15 protein-coding genes are annotated in these 21,047 nt (G+C 41.4%); 8 read left to right on the top strand and 7 right to left on the bottom strand.

The window, feature by feature from the left end; all coding sequences use genetic code 11:
- Positions 1-24: 24 nt before the first annotated feature.
- Complete coding sequence (locus B879_RS16095) at positions 25-600, bottom strand: DUF2911 domain-containing protein (RefSeq protein WP_009186271.1); 576 nt, start codon at positions 598-600, stop codon at positions 25-27.
- 126 nt (positions 601-726) lie between these two features.
- Here B879_RS16095 and B879_RS16090 point away from each other — a divergent pair, with 126 nt between their 5' ends.
- From B879_RS16090 to B879_RS16080, 3 genes are all read left to right on the top strand, one after another.
- A complete protein-coding gene (locus B879_RS16090; protein WP_009186270.1) occupies positions 727-2,070 on the top strand; it encodes a M24 family metallopeptidase in 1,344 nt (447 codons plus the stop codon).
- A 1,194-nt stretch (positions 2,071-3,264) separates the two neighbouring features.
- The gene (locus B879_RS23525; protein ID WP_009186268.1) at positions 3,265-3,570 is read left to right on the top strand and encodes a hypothetical protein; all 306 of its coding nucleotides are present in this window, start codon (positions 3,265-3,267) and stop codon (positions 3,568-3,570) included.
- A gap of 37 nt (positions 3,571-3,607) precedes the next feature.
- A complete protein-coding gene (locus B879_RS16080) occupies positions 3,608-4,345 on the top strand; it encodes an endonuclease/exonuclease/phosphatase family protein (protein WP_306413704.1) in 738 nt (245 codons plus the stop codon).
- Here B879_RS16080 and B879_RS16075 read toward each other — a convergent pair.
- A complete protein-coding gene (locus B879_RS16075) occupies positions 4,329-6,602 on the bottom strand; it encodes an efflux RND transporter permease subunit (RefSeq protein ID WP_009186266.1) in 2,274 nt (757 codons plus the stop codon). The two genes, B879_RS16080 and B879_RS16075, sit on opposite strands and share 17 nt — an antisense overlap.
- 122 nt (positions 6,603-6,724) lie before the next feature.
- Between B879_RS16075 and B879_RS16070 the strand changes: the two genes are divergently transcribed.
- From B879_RS16070 to B879_RS16050, 5 genes are all read left to right on the top strand, one after another.
- Positions 6,725-7,519 carry a thymidylate synthase gene (locus B879_RS16070; RefSeq protein WP_009186265.1) on the top strand — a complete coding sequence of 265 codons (795 nt, stop codon included), beginning with the start codon at positions 6,725-6,727 and terminating at the stop codon, positions 7,517-7,519.
- A 286-nt stretch (positions 7,520-7,805) separates the two neighbouring features.
- Positions 7,806-9,299: a glycoside hydrolase family 32 protein gene (locus B879_RS16065; RefSeq protein WP_009186264.1), complete on the top strand. Its 1,494-nt coding sequence runs from the start codon at positions 7,806-7,808 to the stop codon at positions 9,297-9,299.
- Between the two features lie 73 nt (positions 9,300-9,372).
- The gene (locus B879_RS16060) at positions 9,373-10,716 is read left to right on the top strand and encodes a sugar porter family MFS transporter (RefSeq protein WP_009186263.1); all 1,344 of its coding nucleotides are present in this window, start codon (positions 9,373-9,375) and stop codon (positions 10,714-10,716) included.
- Complete coding sequence (locus tag B879_RS16055) at positions 10,709-11,617, top strand: carbohydrate kinase family protein (RefSeq protein ID WP_009186262.1); 909 nt, start codon at positions 10,709-10,711, stop codon at positions 11,615-11,617. The genes B879_RS16060 and B879_RS16055 overlap by 8 nt, the downstream gene beginning before the upstream one ends.
- A 388-nt stretch (positions 11,618-12,005) precedes the next feature.
- Entirely contained in the window at positions 12,006-12,257 is a 252-nt protein-coding gene (locus B879_RS16050) for a 5-fold beta-flower protein (RefSeq protein ID WP_009186261.1), read from the top strand.
- Between the two features lie 23 nt (positions 12,258-12,280).
- On the opposite strand, the gene B879_RS16045 is transcribed toward B879_RS16050, so the two are convergent.
- The 5 genes from B879_RS16045 to B879_RS16025 all read right to left on the bottom strand — a co-directional run bounded on the left by B879_RS16045 (position 12,281) and on the right by B879_RS16025 (position 20,848).
- Entirely contained in the window at positions 12,281-13,354 is a 1,074-nt protein-coding gene (locus B879_RS16045; RefSeq protein ID WP_009186260.1) for a metallophosphoesterase, read from the bottom strand.
- A 163-nt stretch (positions 13,355-13,517) separates the two neighbouring features.
- Entirely contained in the window at positions 13,518-14,483 is a 966-nt protein-coding gene (locus tag B879_RS16040) for a metallophosphoesterase family protein (protein WP_009186259.1), read from the bottom strand.
- Positions 14,484-14,578: 95 nt separating this feature from the next.
- Positions 14,579-17,392 (bottom strand): GH116 family glycosyl-hydrolase, encoded by a 2,814-nt coding sequence (locus tag B879_RS16035; RefSeq protein ID WP_009186258.1) that lies wholly within the window; start codon positions 17,390-17,392, stop codon positions 14,579-14,581.
- 320 nt (positions 17,393-17,712) lie between these two features.
- Complete coding sequence (locus B879_RS16030; RefSeq protein ID WP_009186257.1) at positions 17,713-19,203, bottom strand: xylulokinase; 1,491 nt, start codon at positions 19,201-19,203, stop codon at positions 17,713-17,715.
- A gap of 1 nt (position 19,204) precedes the next feature.
- The gene (locus tag B879_RS16025) at positions 19,205-20,848 is read right to left on the bottom strand and encodes a sodium/sugar symporter (protein WP_009186256.1); all 1,644 of its coding nucleotides are present in this window, start codon (positions 20,846-20,848) and stop codon (positions 19,205-19,207) included.
- Positions 20,849-21,047 lie beyond the last annotated feature (199 nt).

Here is a 21,047-nt window from a genome sequence, read left to right as displayed (position 1 = left end):
TTTTCTTAAGTTTAGTGTTTTGATTTATTCTACCACAATAGGCAAAATCAATCTTTCCCACCTTACTACAATACCTGGTGATTCAATCGCTATGCTCAACTGTTCCTGGCTTTGCTCTGCCCACTCTGGTGTAGATTCCACGCGAAGCACATCATTTTCCTGCTTGTACTGAAAATGGCCATGCTCGAGATCCCACTCTGAGTTAAAAATCACAGTCCAGGTGCCAGAAGATTTTGGAATTGTAAATAGTGAATACCTACCTGCTTTTAAATCCTGACCTTCTACTTTAACATCTGAATCAAAGTCTACAAATGTAGCCTCATTGGCACCTGTTCTCCAAACTTCATTGTAAGGAACAAGATCGCCCCAGATTACCCTTCCCCTAATGGAAGGCGCTCCATATTGTATCAAAACATTGGATTCCCCTATGGTTCCTTCAAGTGATCTCAAAGGACTGCTCCTCTGATCCTGAGTTTGAAGTTCCTGCATTTCGGAACCCTCTGCTTCGGAGGAATCGGTGGTTTTTTCTCCACCGCAGGAATAGAAAAACACCGAGCCAGCCAGAAAAATGGCCATCATCAAAATGTTTGTTTTTTTCATAGTTTGTTGATTTTATGAATCGAAGATAATCAATTTCTGATTATTCCTAAAATTTCACTTTTTTAATAAAACCCCATTGCTTATTTTTCATTTCTGATAAAATATAAACAGAAGAACCAACCATCTATGAAAAAGCATTTGCTATTGTTAAAGTCAAACTTGTTTTCATTGTTCTTATTGCTTTTAATGGCAGCATGTCAGGGGGAATTAAAGCAAGCAGAAGTCTTAGATAACCCTTTCTCAGGGCCGAGCCCCTGGCCTGAAATCAGAAAAGAAAGGATCAATAAACTATTGCCCCAAGCCATGCAGGCTGCGGGAGTAGATGCCTGGGCCATTGTATGCCGTGAAAACAACAATGATCCCATCGCATACCATATTGGTGGTGAAAATGCCGGAGGAACTGCATTGTTTTTATTCTTCCTTGAGAATGATCAAGTCAGGTCTTTGGCATTTTCTCCAATTGGAGAGGCCACTGCATTGGCCGATTTAAAAATCCATGATGAAGTCATTCCAGTAGAAAGGGGAAATTCAGCAATCGCCGATGCTGCCCAATTTATTCTTTCGAAGGATTTTCAAAAAATAGCAGTCAACTTTTCTGAAGAAAATGCTTTGGCAGATGGTTTGAGCTATACACAAAAATTGACCCTACAAAAAGTTTTAGGCCCTCAGGCCAACCGTTTGGTATCTGCTGATGACCTTATCTATGAATGGCTTGCTGTCAAATTACCAGCAGAAGTAGAAATCATGACCAAGGCGGCTGAACTTACCTCCCAATGGCAGTATGAAGCCTATGCAGAGGTAGTTCCAGGCGTAAGTACGGATGCAGATATTGCTAAATTCCTGAAAAATAAAATGGAGCAATACGGTGTAACGGATGCCTGGAACCCAGACCAAAACCCAAATGTTAACTCCGGACCTGACCGAGGACACTCTCATGCTACCGATAAGGTTATTATGCCAGGAGATGTGATACAGATTGATTTTGGTATCCGTGTTTGGGATATGTGGGTTTCAGACATTCAAAGATTTGCATACGTTCTAAGAGAAGGAGAAACACAAGCGCCAGATTCCGTACAGTATTATTTTGAATCTTCCATCGGTGGTAATAGAATAGCCCTTGCAGCCATGAAGCCTGGAGTGCTGGGATATCAAGTAGATAAAGCCCAAAGAGACTGGATGGCAGAGAGGGGTTCAGAATATGTGATGTGGAGCACCGGACATCCTGTAGGTTATGTGGCCCATGATATCGGCCCCAACTTGGGAGGGGGACTTTTGCCAGACCCAAGTGTAAGGCCTTCAGCTGTCAAACCACTAAAAGAAGGAATGCTATTTGCCTTTGATGGCTTTCACGCCTGGAAACTTCCGGATGGAGGTACCAAAACCATGTCCGTGGAAGAGACCGCGGTAGTGACCAAAGATGGGGCAAGGTATTTGATTGCGCCCCAGGAGGAATTGATACTGATTAAATAATCTGAGTATCCGTAATCTTACACGTAGTAGAATTAAATTTGGTTAGAAAGCCCCTCGGCAAGCTCGGGGAACGGGATTTAGGTTTGGAAAACCTGGGGGGTAGGGAAGAAATGCGGCTTTGCCGCATTTCTTCCCTACCCCCCTATTTATTCAAGTCCCGGTGGCCGAGCTTGCCGAGGCCCTCAAATTGATACGTGTAACATTCCGAATAGTCAGATTAAATAATTGATACTTAAACCCCGCTTCTCGAAATTTCAAATTTCGAGAAGCGATAAAGCGGATTTTTAATCCGCCACAATATTTACCCGATTAATTAACCGATTATACTAACATGATTTTTTGAGGATTACAAATCCTCAGTATCGCTCTTCGGGATTGCAAATCCCAAAAAGCGACCCACCTCACTACTAATGACGGAACTTCACGCCCATCACCCTGAGAATTCAACATTTAGGAAAATTTTCAGAAAAAGAAATGACAGTCATTGAAGCTTCATCCCTCTCTACCGCAGAGGGACATTTGTGGCAGATTTTTTTTAACCACATAGGAGAAGATAGCACACATAGCTTCCCTGTGTCAACCGGTTGATTTTAAAAACAAAGGTTTGCTGCTGCCATGCTATGTATTCTATCCCGCATGCGGGACAAGTTGTGGCAAATAAAAAAGGATTTTTGTGGAGTTTCAGGTTGTTTTTTGGACAACATAGTAACATAGCCAACATAGTTAGGCTGTCGCTACCGTGGTTTTTGGTATTGGAACGGCCTGGCACTGATGACCGTATTATGTGCCTGATTTTTGCTATGTATTCTATGTCGCTATGTGGCGGATTTTTTCAACCCCAAACATAGTTCATATAGTTTTCCAAGAGCCAACTGTCTGGATATAAAAAGGCTTGGTGTCGCCAATTTATCTCCAATGCATGGGACAAGTTGTTTTATAGGTCACTTTCCCAATTAGGAGAAGGATTTCTTTTGTTTTAGGAGACCCTTCTCCCAAGCCACCGGGATCATGATGACGGTTACTCCTATCTGTCAATAGTACCCTGAGCTTAAGGAGTCGAAAGCCTGTCCCGCAGAATTGCGGAAAAATTAAAAACTGCATTATTTTAAAATTCCCTTAAATTTTGAAAGGGATTATAAAGAAATTTGGATTAAGTTCGTTTAAGCAATACTTTCGGATTTTCAAACCTACTCCATGATTAGATTTATCACCATACTTTTATTTTTGATTTCCGTAACGCTTTTTTATAGTGTCTACATATCCCCCGAGTTTTTTCCTTACATCGGATTAATCACTTTGACCATTCCTTTATTACTACTTATCAATGGCCTATTTCTGATATTACTTTTGATGGCCAAAAGGAAATTAGCAATCCTTCCTTTACTTACCATTATATTGGGTTGGAATTATATAGGTATCACTTTTCAATTTCCAAAATCAGTTGACACTACCGAAGGCCTCTCTATTTTGAGTTATAACGTAGCCCTTTTTTGCCTATGATAGAAATAATGGAGATTGGAGGGAGAACAATAAAAACATCATCAAATGGCTACAGGAAAACCCGGCTGATATCAAATGTTTCCAGGAATTCTATCAAGACCCCACAACCCCTGCCAGAAATAGCATCAAATTACTTGGAACAGAAATGGGGTATGAATATACGTACCAGATCATTGAGGGAAAACCCAGAGCAAGGTCCTACGGAATGGCGATTTTCAGCCGCTACCCGATTATCAATGAAGGAAAAGTATTTGACACCAAAAGAAACAATGGGGTCATTTTTGCTGACATCAAAATTGACAAAGACACCATCAGGATCTATAATGCCCACCTGGAATCCATGAGCATTGAATCGGATGGCTTGAATAACCTGAGTGGATTAAAGGAGAATTACAGGGAAACATTAAGCAAACTGAAAAGAGGCCAGGTAACCAGGGCTTCTCAGTTGGGGATTTTGGAAGAACACATGAAAAACAGCCCTTATGTCAATATTTTGGTAGGGGATTTCAATGATGTGCCTTATAGTTACACGTACTTCAAACTGAGAAGAAGTATGAGAAATGCCTTTGAAGAGGCCGGGAGTGGATTTGGATTTACTTACAACAAGGTGCTTTTCTTCTTGAGAATCGATAATATTTTTTTTGAAGAGCCACTGAAAATACGAAAATTTAAAACCCATCGGGAGGTGGATTATTCAGACCATTATCCCATATCAGCTATTTTTGATTGGGAAAGACCCTTGAGAAAAGAAACTGAAATCAGCGAGGAGAATTAGGTTTTTTCTTCTCCCAAATTTTACCCAAACGGATTAACAAAACAGGCAAAAGCAACAAATCAGCCAGCAAAGCAAAAACCAAGGCCATACTGATCAACAATCCTGAGTAGAAAGTGACGCCAAACTGGCTGAACATCAAAACTGCAAAACCGGAGGACAAGATAATAGTGGTCAAAATGATCGCCTTCCCTGTATCTATAAATGTACGTTTAAGTGCATAAAGCCATTGCCTGCCTTTACCCAATTCCAACCTCAATTTGGACATGAAATGAATGCTGTCGTCTACAGCTATCCCAAAGGCAACAGTAAACAAAATGGCAGTTGTGAGTTTGAGTTCAACCCCCAAAATCCACATGACGCCACACATCCAAAGCAAAGGAATCACATTGGGCAATAGTACAATCATAGAAATCCTCCATGACCTAAATAAAAAACCAGCAATTATCGCTACAATGAGAAAGGCCACGCTTAATCCTTTCAACATTTGTTGGCTTACACTTTCATGGGAGATATCAATCAAATGAGAGGTCCCGGTTATTTGAACAGACAGCAGTTCAGGATCAATTTCTGTAGAAAGAAAGGCTTCCAGTTTTTCTCTGAGAATTGTTGATTTATAACTTCCTATATCCTCCATCCTTGTAGAAATCCTCCCCATTTTTCTGTCCTCTGACAAAACAGCCGTTGGGAAGTCTTCAAAAGCCCTTTCCAAATAAGGTTCCATCCTTTTGAATTGACCTAAACTAGGAACCGAAAAAGCCTTTTCATTTCCTGAATTCATGGCCTGATTCAGTCCTTTAAGTAGCGACAATGGAGAGAGGATGACTGCGGTTTTAAAGTTAGCTTGAATAAAATCCTCCACTTTTTCCAATTCATTCAAAACACCTAAATCCAATAGGTTTTCTGCACCTGGACCACTTTTCAACTGAAACTCCAGAGGCTTTGAACCACCAAATTCCTGATCAAAAAAGCTGAATTCTTGGACCAACTCATGTTCTCTGGGTAGATTATCCAATATATAGCCATTTACCTTAAGCTGAGTTAGTCCCCATAAAGCGAATAAAGACAATCCTGAAAAACCAATAATAATCCATTGTTGCCGACGGATTACCCAAGAAAAACCAAACCTCATTTTTGTCCTCCAGAATAAGGCCCTTGATGCTTGATTTTTTGACTCCATTACCGGAATAAGGTATAAAAGCGCCGGGGTCAGTAAAACTACTGCGGCAAACACAAGCAATACCCCAATGCCTGTGTATAAACCGAATAGTTTTAAACTGGGCACAGAGGTCAGGTAAAGGGAGATAAAGCCCAAAGCCGTAGTCAAACAGGTAAGGAAAACTGCAATACTGATTTCGGAAAAGGCGTTTTGGATAGCCTCCTCTTTGGAATAGCCATGCCTGAGGTAATTAAGGTAATGGTTGAAATAATGCACCAAGGCAGCCAAACCAATGATAGATAAAATGGTGGGCTGCATGACGGACATCACATCCAAGGCTTTTTCAAAATAAAGACTTAATCCCAGTGCCCAGCTAATGCCGACTGTAATAACAATTATGGAAACAAGAACTGTCCACCATGACCTGAAAATCAAAAACAAAATTAAAATGATCAATCCAAAAGAAATGGCCAGAAAATAGGCAAACTCTTCTTGTAATAAGCTTACAAACTCTCCTTGGGCTTTGATTTTTCCCGCTGTGTAGGTTTTTGGGAAATCAAAAGTTGCTAATATTCCTTTTATCTCCGCATAAAGTTCATCTCCTTCTTCTTTGCTTATCTGCTGCTTATTATGCACGATCATTAATAAGAAGTCTGCATTTTGACTGATTAGGTTTCCTTTCCACCTTTCAGATGACAAAATTTTCTCTTTTGCTGCTTCCAACTGATCATCATCTTCCCACCTTAACAACTTTTTTCTATTCACCCCAAATGGATTGATCACTACTTCCTCTATGTCTAGTATTGAGCCTACCCTTTCCACCCCTTCAATTCCGGAAAGCTTCTGTTGAAGGGATTGAAAATCATAAAGGAATTTTGAATCGAAAGCATTCTCTGCTCCTACGGCAATCAAAAGGTAATCATTGTCATTCTCAAACTCCTTTCTGAATGCATTATAAAAAGTCAGTTCGGCATCATCTTGGGGAAAAAAACTTTCGAAGTCATAATCAAAAAAAACTTTTGGCGGAAAAAGTAATATTCCGATCAAAATTAAAATACCGGCAAATAATCTGTAAAAGCTGCTGTTTTTACTAAAAGACATGGTTCATTTGTATACTGAAATGTATGGAAATTGTTTTGAATTAATTTCTAACCAAGTGTTTCTCATTTCCTTTTTTTCAAGATATTCCTAACTTGCCTGTCAAACTATTAAGCCTAAAAATCATGAAGCAATACCACGACCTGATGCAGCACATTTTGGAAAATGGGGTGAAGAAAGAAGACCGTACAGGAACTGGAACCTTGAGTGTATTTGGATACCAAATGCGGTTCAATTTAGAAGAGGGTTTTCCATTGGTAACTACCAAAAAGCTTCACTTGAGGTCCATTATTCACGAATTGCTCTGGTTTTTAAAGGGAGATAGCAATATCAAATACCTCAACGAGAACAAAGTGAGCATCTGGGATGAATGGGCTGATGAAAATGGTGACTTGGGTCCGGTATATGGTTATCAATGGAGACATTGGCCTGACGGAAAGGGCGGTGAAATAGACCAAATCAAGAACCTGATCCAGCAAATCAAAAACAAACCCGACAGCAGAAGACATATCGTGAGTGCATGGAATGTGGCGGATGTTGATCATATGGCCTTGCCCCCCTGTCACACGCTTTTCCAATTTTATGTGGCTGATGGAAAACTCTCTTGCCAATTGTACCAAAGAAGTGCTGATGTCTTTTTAGGGGTTCCCTTCAATATTGCTTCTTATGCCCTTTTCACCATGATGGTGGCGCAGGTATGCGACCTGGGGTTAGGGGATTTTGTACATACTTTTGGAGATGCCCACCTGTACAGCAATCATTTGGAACAGGCCAGGCTACAGCTCAGCAGAGATTTTAGGCCACTGCCAACCATGAAAATCAATCCTGAGGTCAAAGATATTTTTGAGTTTAAATTCGAGGATTTTGAGCTCCTAAATTACGATCCACATCCGCACATCAAGGCAGCTGTGGCGGTTTAACGTCATAATTTCTCTGCCACAGGGGATCCCGCTTCTCGAAATATGCCAATTTTGGGAAGCGATAAAGCGGATTTTTAATCCATGGCTGCCAAGTTTGGGATTATAAATTCCAGACAGCGGGGTCGGAAAGTTGACCCTAGGGAAACTACATGTGCCATGTTTGGAATAAAAAATATACATCTGCCACATAGATTCATAGAAAACATAGCTAAACAGCATCAAACCTTTATTTTTTTTATTACTATCCAATAACTTTCTATATTTAATTTCATGTAAAATCAAAACCATGAATTATTCACACCTATTAATTACATTGTTGTTAGCACTTTTGATTGCCTGCCAAGAAAAAGAAAGTGAACAAAGCGCTGTCGAACTCTCTTTTAATGAGCCATTTAGACCTCAATTTCATTTTTCACCACCATCACAATGGATGAATGATCCCAATGGAATGGTGTACTGGGATGGAGAGTACCACCTTTTCTACCAATATTATCCGGACAGCACCGTTTGGGGGCCGATGCATTGGGGACATGCTATTTCCAAAGACTTGGTCCACTGGGAACATCTGCCGATAGCCCTCTATCCAGATGAAAATGGATGGATTTTCTCGGGTTCGGCAGTGATTGATTCGGAAAATACCAGTGGTTTGGGAACCAAAGACAATCCTGCCATGGTGGCCATTTTCACCTACCATGACCCCATTGGAGAAAAAGAGGGCAGGGATGATTTTCAGACCCAAGGGATAGCCTACAGTACAGATAAAGGAAGAAGTTGGACCAAATATGAAGGTAACCCTGTATTAAAAAGTCCAGGGATTAAGGATTTTAGGGACCCTAAAGTATTTTGGCATGAGGACAGTGAGCGCTGGATCATGTCCCTTTCTGTCATGGATAAAATCAGTTTCTACAGCTCTCCCAATTTACTGGATTGGAAACACTTAAGTGATTTTAATCCATCATGGGCCGCTTATGGAGGGGTATGGGAATGTCCGGATCTCTTCCCATTGACAACTGCGGAAGGAGAAGAAAAATGGATACTATTTGTCAGCATCAACCCTGGCGGTCCTCAAGGTGGTTCTGCCACGCAATATTTCGTGGGTGATTTCGACGGCAAAACCTTCACAAGTACCACGCAATCAGTCAAATGGTTGGATTGGGGAGCCGACAACTATGCAGGCGTGACCTGGTCCAATGTCCCCGAATCGGATGGAAGACGGTTATTTATCGGTTGGATGGGCAATTGGAATTACGCACAGGTTGTTCCTACACACCCTTGGCGCTCAGCCATGACCATCCCACGTTCCCTGCATTTATCAAAAGAGGCTGAGGATTATCTGGTCATCTCCAGACCCATTTCTGAATTGAAGAATTTAAGGACTGAAAGTCTCGCTATTGAAGGAAAAACCATTGCTTTAGATGCTGAATTACTGGAAATTGAATTGAAACCAAACTCAAGTCAGTTTCAACTGACGTTTACCAATCCCGGTTCAGAGGAATTGGTGTTAAAGTCAACTGGAGAAACACTAATTTTGGAAAGAGCAAATTCTGGTCTGGTAGATTTTGAGAAAGGTTTTGGAAATGAACAAGAAGCTAATTTGGAAGGCATACGAATCAATGACCTCACCATATACCTCGACAGGTCCTCCATTGAAGTTTTTGTAAACGGGGGATCGTTGGTGATGACAAGTATTGTATTTCCCTCTGCCCCTTATGATGCCTTGCAATTGGAAGGATTTGAAAACCTCAACCAAATGCACCATCTTAAAAGCATTTGGAGATAAAATCAAACTTCAATCAAAGAGATATCATTATCTGATTTTAAAAAAAGAATCAACCCATAACCACTGATCACATATGCAAAGCAAGAATTATGTACTCTTTCTCTCTGTTACCGCTGCCTTAGGAGGCTTTTTATTTGGATTTGACACCGCAGTAATCTCAGGTGCAGAAAGAGACATACAAGAATTATGGAACCTCAGTGACTGGAGTCATGGATTAGCTGTAGCCATGGCACTTTATGGTACCGTAATCGGTGCTTTATTTGGAGGTATTCCGGCAGATAGATTTGGAAGAAAGGCCTCTCTCCTCTGGATAGGTGTCTTTTATTTGGTTTCTGCCCTAGGTTCAGCACTTGCCAATGATGTAAATACCTTTATGTTTTTCAGGTTTTTGGGAGGTCTTGGTGTAGGAGCTTCTTCGGTAGTGGCCCCCATGTATATCTCAGAAATTGCCCCGGCCAACCGAAGAGGTCAATTGGTCGCCCTCTATCAATTCAACATCGTATTTGGCATTTTGATGGCCTACTTCTCCAATTACCTGATCGGAACGGCCAACCTTAACGAGGCCTGGAGATGGATGCTGGGAGTTGAGGCAATTCCAGCGCTGATTTATTCTGTATTGATTATTAAAGTACCCAAAAGCCCAAGATGGCTTATTGCCAAAAAAGGTGATTTTGATAATGCCAGAGAAATCCTCAGCAAAACAGATCCAGAAGGAGTGGATGCCGCTATGAAACTGGCCATTGCTGAAAGCAAGGAAATTAAAGGGAAAGTGGCTGCCACAGCTTTATTCGACCCTCGGTTTCGGAAAATTTCCTTTTTCGCTTTTCTGATGGCCTTCTTTAACCAAATGTCCGGGATCAATGCCATTATATATTTTGCTCCCAGGATCTTTGAGTCTGCAGGAATAGCTACTGAGGATGCCCTATTATCCACCATAGGAATAGGCGCAATCAATTTGGTGGCCACCATGTTGGGACTTTACTTTATTGACAAACTGGGAAGGAGAAAACTGATGTATATTGGTTCTGTGGGTTACATCATATCGCTTTCCCTGATGGCCTACAGCTATTTTGGAGGAGCTGTGAGCAATACCATGCTGCCTTACTTTGTGTTTATTTTCATCGCTTCCCATGCTATTGGACAGGGATCGGTGATATGGGTATTTATTGCGGAGATTTTCCCTAATGAATTACGGGCATTTGGACAATCTTTGGGTTCCTTTACCCATTGGATTTTGGCTGCCCTAATTGCTAATGTATTCCCTTTCTTTGCCAATTCTTTTGGCGCTGGAAATATCTTTGCCTTTTTTGCACTGATGATGGTCCTGCAGTTGCTTTGGGTAGCCTTCAGGATGCCGGAAACCAAAAGAAGGTCCTTGGAAGAAATACAAAAAGACTTACAAAAAGAACATGTCTAAAAAAGTTGTTTGCTTTGGGGAAATGCTCTGGGATTGTTTCCCCGACCATGAAATTCCAGGAGGTGCACCTATGAATGTGGCACTACACCTCCACCAATTAGGTTTGGCCGTCAAAATGATTTCCAGGGTTGGAAATGATGCACATGGTCAAAGAATCCTGGATTTTGTAAACAGTTACGGATTGGACACCTCCTGTATCCAACTCGATGAGCAACAAGCCACCGGCACGGTTGAGGTGGACAATGCTGATGTAGAAAACATCAAATACACCATTGTCTCGCCTGTTGCCTGGGATTTTATTGCATTGAGAAATGAATCTCTCAAAGCCGTCCAGGCTGCCGATGCCTTTATTTTTGGTTCTTTATCTGTGAGAAACCCTGAGAGTTGGGAGACGCTCTACCACCTGTTGCACGAACCGGTGCTCAAGATTTTCGATATCAACCTGAGGGCACCATTTTATGATTTTGAGCAGATTGAAATCATCCTGGGTTATACAGACATTTTAAAAATCAATGAGGATGAACTGGTTATCGTGGCCGATTACTTTGATATTGATTTACCAGAAAAAGCCACACATCTGGAAATGTCCAAATTGGTCTGTGCTTATTTAACAGAACACTTTCCCATTTCTATGGTCTGCGTCACTTTGGGGGCCAAAGGGGCCATGATATATCAAGAGGGTAAAATCATCTCCCATCCGGGGTACCACGTAAAAGTAGAAGATACGGTGGGTTCTGGAGATGCTTTTCTGAGTGGTTTTGTCAAGACCTATCTGGAAGGGAAAAGACCTGAAGAGATTTTGGATTTTGCCTGTGCAATGGGTTCCTATGTCGCTACCCAAAAGGGCGGCACGCCAAGGTATGAGATAGAAGATGTGTTGAAAGTGAAGGGGGCAGTTTGATAAACCCGAAATTGGAATATACGAGAGATGATCAATATGAGTTTGCCTGAAGGGATTAAACATAAAGTCTACTCTAGCCACTCTCTTTGGGTCATATCTAATTTAGCAGTGTACCAGGTGCCATCATCTTTTTGATGGGTGCTATCCAATATGATAAAATGACATCTTTTTACTTGGTCATTCTGAGAATTTAACATTTAGGGGAATGTACAGGAAAAGAATTGACAGTTATTGAAGCTTCAACCCTCTCTACCACAGAGGGACATTTGTGGCAGATTTTTTTAACCACATAGGAGAATATAGTACACATAGCTTCCCCTGTTTCAACCGGTTGATTTTAAAAATAAAAACAACATAAATTTCTATAAAATATTTTCTTAATTGGGTCATGAAAAATACTTTGTTGACCTTATTTTTGGCCCTGTTTTTAATCCCTGCCACCGAAGCCCAAAGGTTGATGGACAATAGCCGAAGGACAGTAGGTTTTATTGAGAACGAGAGGGTCATGAATGCCTCTAGGAGCAACATTGGTTTTTTGGAGAAAAATAGAGTAATGGATGCTGCCCGACGGACTATTGGATTTTTTGATGGGATCAGAAGGGGAGAAGCAGCTTTATTCTTCTTCTTTTTTTTCCGATGAGTGAACATAGCCCTTTATGTATATTAATCTAAATCAAAAGTAAAGGCTGCATATGCCTCACTTCCCCAAGCGAGATGCCTTGTGCTGGGAGAGATGGCAAATAATGGGGAGAAGGTGCGCACGGAGACATGATTGCCATGAAATTCCAACCACCTCAACCAGCCATCTCCACCGTTTCCAAACCAGCCACCCCCCATAGCTTGTGCATTAAATGTCATTTGATGTACCTTTTTCCCTCCCGCATTAGTATCTGTTCTGAATCCGACATGGCCACTTTTTTGATCTGCAGCTCCGATGTGGCCAGAAAAGACCATTTGAATATTTTTGGACGGTTTCACTAATTTTTCCCATATAGCTTTTCCATAGTTTCCATCCGTTATGGGATAGTTTTCTGTTTCAACATGATCGCTATTACTATCCAGATAGGAATGTACCAATAAAATCACCGTATGCTCCATGTATTTTTCCTGATTGACTGTTTGAATGGCCCATTGCAGATTGGCCTCCCTTGGCGCAAATTCAAGTACAAGAATCAAAAACTTTCTTTCATCTGGCGCACTAAATTCATATACTGCATTTGTTAGATTGGGCATACCATCTTCGCCAAGAGCGACTTCCCGAATCATTTTATTATTATGTGGTTTTTTTTCGATAGGAAAATATTTATTGTAGGAAGTTAGTCTGTTCTCAATATTTGCTATTCCAAAATCGTGATTTCCTGTGGTGGCAATCACTGGAACCATTTTATCCAGAGTCGATAGGGACCTAGAGACAGCTTCCCATTGCTGCACCCCTGTCTGATTGGCAACTATTCCATCAGGATTTACCAATGCATTCTGTTCAACCAAATCACCCACATGTAAAACGAGCTTGATGTTTAGGGTTGAAATATGTTCTTCAATCCAATTTACCATAAGGTCCAGGATAGGTTGATTTCTCTTAAACTTTACATAGGTTTGGGTGTCTGGAAGCAATACCAAAGTCCAAGCGTCTTTATTTTCAAGCGTTGGAGAATTATAGGTTTTGTCTTGCGCCGAAACGGTCAATCCAAGCCATAAAAAAGAAAGCAATACAGTTGAAAATATAGTTCTTTTCATATTATGGTTAATTTAATATATTTCAAATATAAACTCTTTACTGAAAACAAAACCTGGTCTTGATATTAAATTAGTGTTTCTTTTTTATCCTTTATATGCAGGATTAAGCTTTATACATTACAAGGGTTTTAAAATAAAAGGTAAATTGATGCTTTCTGCTTTTTTATGGTTTAAGAAGAAGTTTTCTGTTACTGATGCGTGGAACAATAGGATTATTTTCGGGAGGAGTTGGCATGCCCAGTTCTTCGGGTCCGGGGCCAACGAACTTGGTTTCTTTACCCTCGATTGAAATGGCTTTTTTGCTTATCTCCACAAATGTGTAGAGGGGCTTTTCATATGGAATTGTGTATTTTATCCAGGGAAATTGTTGGTCAATGTCTTCACTGTACCTGATTACCTTATAATTATCCCCAGCCCAGTAATAGGACATGCTGTTGATCTGGATGTAATAGATACCATTTATTGTTGTGGCATAATCGGTATGGTGGTGACCACTAAAGCATGCTATGACCTTATTGTATCCTGCCAATCGGTTTTCCTCTTCAAGCAAAGGCCTGATGTATTCCATGTTTTCAATACCTTCTTCATGTTCGAGCGACTGGTGACTGATTATAACCACTCTATCCTTAGCTCCACTGAGCTCTTCCACCATCCAATTCAGCTGTTCTTCACTTATATACCGCGAATACCCCCCTGGCCTGTCCGGGGAAGGATTGAATTCATTGCCGTCCAGTACAATGAATCGCAATCCACCTTTGTCGAAAGAATAATACCTGCTGGGCATCCCAAAATTTTCGACCACATTTGACATATCAAAACCACCGTCAGGTTCATGGTTTCCTAATACATGATACTTTTCTCCTGGATAGGAGTTCCATATTGCCATGAACTCCTTGTTATGTTCATAAGGTCTGGCAAAGTCTCCCATCTGGATAATAAAATCCAAATCCCTGTTTTTTGCCTCATCAATAAAAGCGGTTAGGCGTTCATCAGCATCGTGCATGATGTCTTTATGTACATCGGTACAAATACCAAACCTTACACTATCATACTCAGGTTGCCGGCTATCGCATGAGATAAAAAGCCAGCTGAGAATGATAAAGAGGTGGAGGTTATTAAAGAACTGCATAATTATTGTTTTTAGGACGTCAGTGATACATTTCCGCAAATAACGCCAATCAAATCGAATATTGGCATTAGAATTTATTTACAACATTTTCCACTTCAATAGGATATTCTCACAGAAATGGTATCATTTTCTTTCAGATCAACCTGATTGAAAGAGATGATTGTTTTACCAATTGATTGTTGCGCCAATGCATTGATTTCATTTCCATTAATATCAACCTTAGCATTCATCACTTTTTTTCCTTCGGGCAATTCCAGCGTTATTTCTTTCAGTTTGAGTTTACCGTATCTGATATGAATTTTATTGACCTGTTCTGAGGACTTTCTGGTCTGGGCCAAAATCCCCCAACCTTCAGCGCTAGTAAATGCAGCACTGAAATCATTGGGTCCAATTTTGGGGGCGAAGCCAAGTTGCCGTTTGGGTCCATTGTAGGAAAATCCACAAGCGGCAATAAAAGCACCATAGCTGGCCATAGCACGGGAATAATGATCGCTACATTCTATTTCATTGTAAGGGTTTCTTTTGGCTGCCCCATATCGCTCATGAATAGCTTTAATAATTGAAAGTCCTTCATCAAGTTTGTCCTCCCAAATCATATGGCTAGCAGCCTGGTATTCAAACCCTGTCATACACTCATTGAAATACCCAAATTGCCAATGTCTTTGCCAATCTTCGCGCTTGCCCCCCAGTGGCCAGGTACACATTACCAGACCTGCATCACCATGAATGGCATAGGGCCTGCCGGCAATTTGGGGCGGTAATGAATCCCTTAATGGTCCCATATCGGGAACAAAGTTGTATTTCCATAAGGAATCCAGAGAACTTTGTATCATCTTTTTATTATAAAGGCGCCCCAAATTGAGCTGAAAAGCCCATCCCTGGCCAAAAACCTGGTCAATATAGCAGCCTTTACCTATTCCAATAGCATCCAGGTGATCAGGATCTTCTTCCTGAATAAAATACTCGCCATTAAACAAGCTTTCAATATTTTTTCTTCCTGATTCAAGAATGGATAGATATTCCTTTTCTGAACTGATATCACCGGTAGCTTTGGCCATTTCAACAGCTGCAGCCAGTGCGGCTAGGTACAATGAGGTGATTGCTGGGATATAACCAAACCACTCAGCATCCAGGGTATTGTGCTGCTCTCCATAAATCATCCCGTTGGCAGTCTCTCCATACTCCTTATCCAGATCAATTAAATATTTCAGGGCCAATTTGATATTGTCCCAGTTATTTTTTAGAAAAGTGTCATCTTCGGACATCTGATAATCTCGATAAGCCCGCAGCACAACTCCAGCTTGCCCATCTGCTGCATTTCTCCATGCTAAACCTCCCCTGAAATCTATTCCCCCGGAACTGCGGTCCATAACGGCAAAATCTGTTTTCTCCCTTAAATTCTTTTCCAATTCGGGGAATAACCTTCCTATGGCTTGGGCATAATGCCAAACATGTGTACAGGTTCCCGGACAGCAGCCTATTCCTTCCCATGCCCAGAATCGTCCATCTTTAAATATGAAACATGTCTCTGTGGCCAAAATGGAGGTGTTTATAAAAGTGCGGTTTAAAAACCAATGGGGCAGGCTGGAGTTTTCATAAAATGCCTCCCTCCATAAATTGGTCAGGTAGCTTAGTTTTTGATAATTAGCTGCCAATTCCATTGCTACCTCTCGCGAGTCATCAAAATGATTGGTATAGTGCCTGCCTTTATTTTCACCGGTTGACCTATCATTTTGAGGAAGCTCAATGTTTGGAAAATGCCAGCTTATGATAAATGTAATCTTTTGTGATTCTCCTGGGTTTAACCTGACGGTTTTACTCACGCCGCCGCAAAGTTGTTCCCCAAATTCGGCAGTAGCTGTTTCAGTGGTATTTTCCGGAAACAACAGATTGGATTTTACAGGAATTTCTGCTGAGCCTACCGTCGAACTATCGTTCCCTATCAGCATAAGGCTCATAGTACCAAAATCTCTCTGATTTTGTACAATAGTTGTACTAAAGTTATGTATGTTTTTACTTCTGGCACTGCAAGTTAAAACGGTATTTCCCGATTCTTTCTCGATGGAATTGCTAAGTTCTGTTTCTTCAGCATCCTTAGTAAACCGAAGTATGGCATTCTCCAGCCAACCCGATAGCTCGGCTTTCACCTCTTCCTTACTTGTATTTGTTATGGTAAAGTGCATGAAAGCAGCAGGATTGCTGGAATTCTTCACATCCAGTGGAATAAATGGGGAAAATGCCTGTAAATCAACTTCTATTGGCATTTGACTGTCCCGATAAGATATTTCTGCAATGGGGTACTGTGCTTTAAAACTGATGTCCTCAAACCCCTTGAAGTCCAAGCTTCGTTCCCAGATTTTATTATTCTGCGATATACGCAAACCAAACCCCTGCTCAAACGGATATTCCGGTGACATAGGGAAAATATAATTGGCACCATCTCTGGGCCTTACTCTTTGGCCATGCCAATTATCATGTGTAACCGATTTTACACCTTCTTTTTGTCGGTTGAAAATATCCCACAGCCAAAGTTTCCCGTCACCGCCAATATAAACCGTACCGGTGCATAAGCCTCCCACAGGCATACCAATATAGGCCAGGTCTTTTCCTTTATATACCTCAGGCTCCCCTCTTTGATATAACTTTTCAAACCATTCTTCTGTCAACCCCTTATCGATGGGTATCTGATAAGCAGCTGAAGTTTGCTTTCCAAATGCTGGAAATCCAAGCATAACGCCACCTGCCGCCAATCCCATGGCTTTGATGAAATCTCTACGCTGAATCCCAGTAGATGATACCGGTAAACATGGGTTGGTTTTCTCGAATGAAGAACAACAGCCTGTACCGGGTACATATTCTTCACTGTCATGATTTGGAATGTTATTTTGATGCGTGTTTTTACTGGTCATGCTTGAAATTTAGAGTAAACAGAATATCCTCGCCAAGGCTAGGCTAAAAACCAAGGGTAATTGAACATAATCAGAATACTGTTAAAAACCAAGCTTCAGACAATGGGATAAATCGCATCTCTTCTCACTCTTTAAAATTATTAAAACCTAAAAACACCCTAAATTCTATTACTAGAAGATAAAATTGAACCACAAAAGGACCTAAGAGTCACAAAAGAATAATTATCAGCCCTTCAACTGAGCTTCAACTTTTGCTTCCTTTTGTCACTTTTCCCGTAATCGGGACAAGTTGTGGTCCAATAAAAAACACTTACAATAGTTTACATCACCTTAGATAAAGCAGCTTTCCACTGCCCATATACCTCAGTGTATGCCGCTACCTTCTCTTTTTCAGGTTCAAAAACAGACAAACGCGCCAAACCGGCAAAGGCTTCCTTGGCATCCGAATAAATGCCCACGCCAATTCCTGCCCCCCTGGCTGCTCCTTGGGAACCGTCGGTGTCGTACAGCTCCAAACTCACTTGGTTCATATTCACAAATGCCTCCCTAAACAATGGGCTGAGGAACATATTGGCCTTTCCGGCTTTCACTGTATTCAGGTTCAAACCCATATCTTTCATGATATCAAAACCATACTTCAGTGAAGACACAATACCCTCTTGCACCGCCCTGAGTACATGCCTTCTGTTATGTTGCAGCAAATTCAGCCCCATCATATGGGCGCCAACAGGCTTATTCTGCATGATCCTTTCCACCCCGTTACCAAAAGGAATAAAACTTAATCCATTTGCCCCAATGGCTGTTTCGCTGGCCAAATCATTCATTTGCGGGTAAGTGATGGCCTCTCCTCCTATCAATCGCTTGACCCAGCTGTTCAAAATCCCCGTTCCATTAATACAGAGCAATACCCCGTATCTCGGGTCTTTTTGGCTATGGTTGACGTGGACAAATGTATTGACCCTTGATTGCGGATCGTAAACAGGATTCTTGCTGACCCCATAGACCGTACCTGAAGTACCGGCCGTAGTCGCGAGCTCCCCTTCTTCCAGAACATTCAGGGAAAAAGCATTATTGGGTTGATCACCGGCCCGATAAGTAATGGGTACTCCTGCATCTATTCCCAAAATATCTGCCGCTTGTTGGGTAACAGTACCTTGATTACTGAATGATGGCACTACCTCCGCAAGAAGACTGGAGTCAATTTTATAATAATCCAACAGTTTTTTGGAAACACCATTTTCTTTGAAATCCCAAAAAATCCCTTCTGACAAACCTGTTTCTGAAGTTTTGATCTCACCGCTCAGCTTCATGGCTATGTAATCCCCGGGAAGCATGATTTTATGGATTTTCGCATAAAGCTCTGGTTCATTTTCCTGTACCCACCTGAGTTTGGAAGCCGTGAAATTCCCTGGAGAATTTAACAAATGGGGCAGGCAATACTCCTCTCCCAATTCATCAAAAGCCTTATTTCCTATCTCCACGGCTCTGCTGTCACACCAGATGATAGAAGAACGTAATACTTTCCCTTCTTTATCCACGCATACCAATCCATGCATCTGATAAGAGATCCCAATAGCCTTCAATTCTCCTGATTTCACATGACCCTGCTGGGTAACTGCATGGGTGGTCTCTATAATATATTTCCACCACATCTCCGGATCCTGTTCGGCCCAGTCTTTTTGGGGTGCCGCTATCGGCATTTCAACTTTTGGAAGGCCTTCAGATGCCACTACTTTCCCTGTATCCGCATCCAAGAGCGTAGCCTTTACTGAAGAACTCCCTATATCGTAACCTAATAATAACCTTCTCATTTTACCAGAATATGATGTATAATACTGCAATTATGGCTGCTATAACAATAGCTCCAATTTTGAAAGTCATACTGGTTTTAAACAGTTCCTTATTGACCTCAATGCTATTTGGATGATCCTTTCCTTTTCCTTCATACAAACTGATGGCTACAATCAGTGCGGCAATCACCAAAAATACCACCCCCATACGGTCAATGAATGGCAAATTAGGCATACCAAATTTCAATACCGTGGAAAGAGGGATGGTCAATACAGCTGCAGTCAAAGCTGCATTGGAAGTTGTCTTTTTCCAGAATACACCAAAGAAGAAAATGGCAAAAACACCAGGGGATACAAATCCCGTGTATTCTTGAATAAATTGGAAAGCCTGATCCAAGGTGCCCAAAGCAGGGGCTACTAAAGCTGCGACCAAGAAGGCAACAAAAGCAGCAATCCTGCCTATAGTAACCTGCTTCACTTCTGATGCTTCCTTATTTATGTATTGCTTGTAAATGTCCATGGTGAAAATAGTAGAGGTACTATTGGCCATAGAAGCCAAGGAAGACACAATGGCTGCTGTCAATGCAGCAAAGGCCAAACCTTTTAATCCCGCTGGGAGCAACTGCAATAAAGTAGGATAGGCCCTGTCTGATTTGATCAAACCGGAAACCGGATCAGTCATGGACTGAATAAAGGAAGAATCTCCACCCTTATTTACAATTACTAAAGCAGCGATCCCTGGAATCACCACGATCAATGGCATCAATAATTTCAAAAACCCAGCAAAAATCACCCCTAACTGGGCTTCATTAAGGTCTTTGGCGGCTAAAGCCCTTTGGGTGATGTATTGATTGAAACCCCAATAACTCAGATTCACAATCCACATCCCTCCTACCAATACACTCAATCCTGGGAGCAAGCCATAAGCATCCTCTGTGCCCCCTTTGCCGTCAGGAATCATCATTTCCCCTCGCTCCAAAATCATAGAAAAATGACCTGGCACTTCCTGCCTCAATAAGCCCAAGCCTTCCCATGCATTTCCCTCTCCTACAATATTCAATGCCAAATAGGTCGTTGCCAAACCACCTGCAACAAGGAAGAATACCTGAACCACATCTGTCCAAGCTACCGCCTTCAATCCCCCGTAAATGGAATATACCATGGCAAATAGGGCCAAACCAATAATCCCATAGGTCATCGGGACATCCAAAATGGTATTTAAACTCAATGCTCCCAAATATAGCACCGAAGTGAGGTTGACCAACACATACAACAAGAGCCAGAAAACAGCCATGGTAGTCCTTACCCTGGCATCATACCTGTCCAGCAAAAAACCAGGCATAGTATAAATGCCTTTTTTGATATATACGGGCAGGAAAAATATCGCCACGACCAATAAGGTGGCTGCTGCCATCCATTCGTAAGTTGCGATGGCAAGGCCCAAGGCAAAGCCGGAACCGGACATCCCGATAAACTGCTCAGCAGAAATGTTGGAAGCGATCAGGGAAGCACCTACTGCCCACCAAGGAAGGGCTTTAGAAGCTAAAAAATAATCCTTGGAATCTTTGACATGGCCTTTTTTCTCTCTGGATACAAATAATCCCAGGCCTACAATCAGACAACAATAGCCTATAAAGACAATGAGGTCAAGAGGTTCTAATAGCATACGTTATGGTTTATTGTATAAGGTTTGAGTTCAAAAGTATTTTTCGAACAATCACAGCTTTTTAAACTGAAATATCTCCAAATATAATGTTTTCAATCAATCTACTAAGTGTTTTTGTATATTTATGGAAACCTATTTAAGCCAAAATTACCCATGAGAAAACAACTGTTACTCTTTATTGCCCTTCTCATCCCTTCTC

Source organism: Cecembia lonarensis LW9, assembly GCF_000298295.1.
Taxonomy (GTDB): Bacteria; Bacteroidota; Bacteroidia; order Cytophagales; family Cyclobacteriaceae; genus Cecembia; species Cecembia lonarensis.
This window is presented reverse-complemented; position numbering and strand designations above follow the sequence as displayed.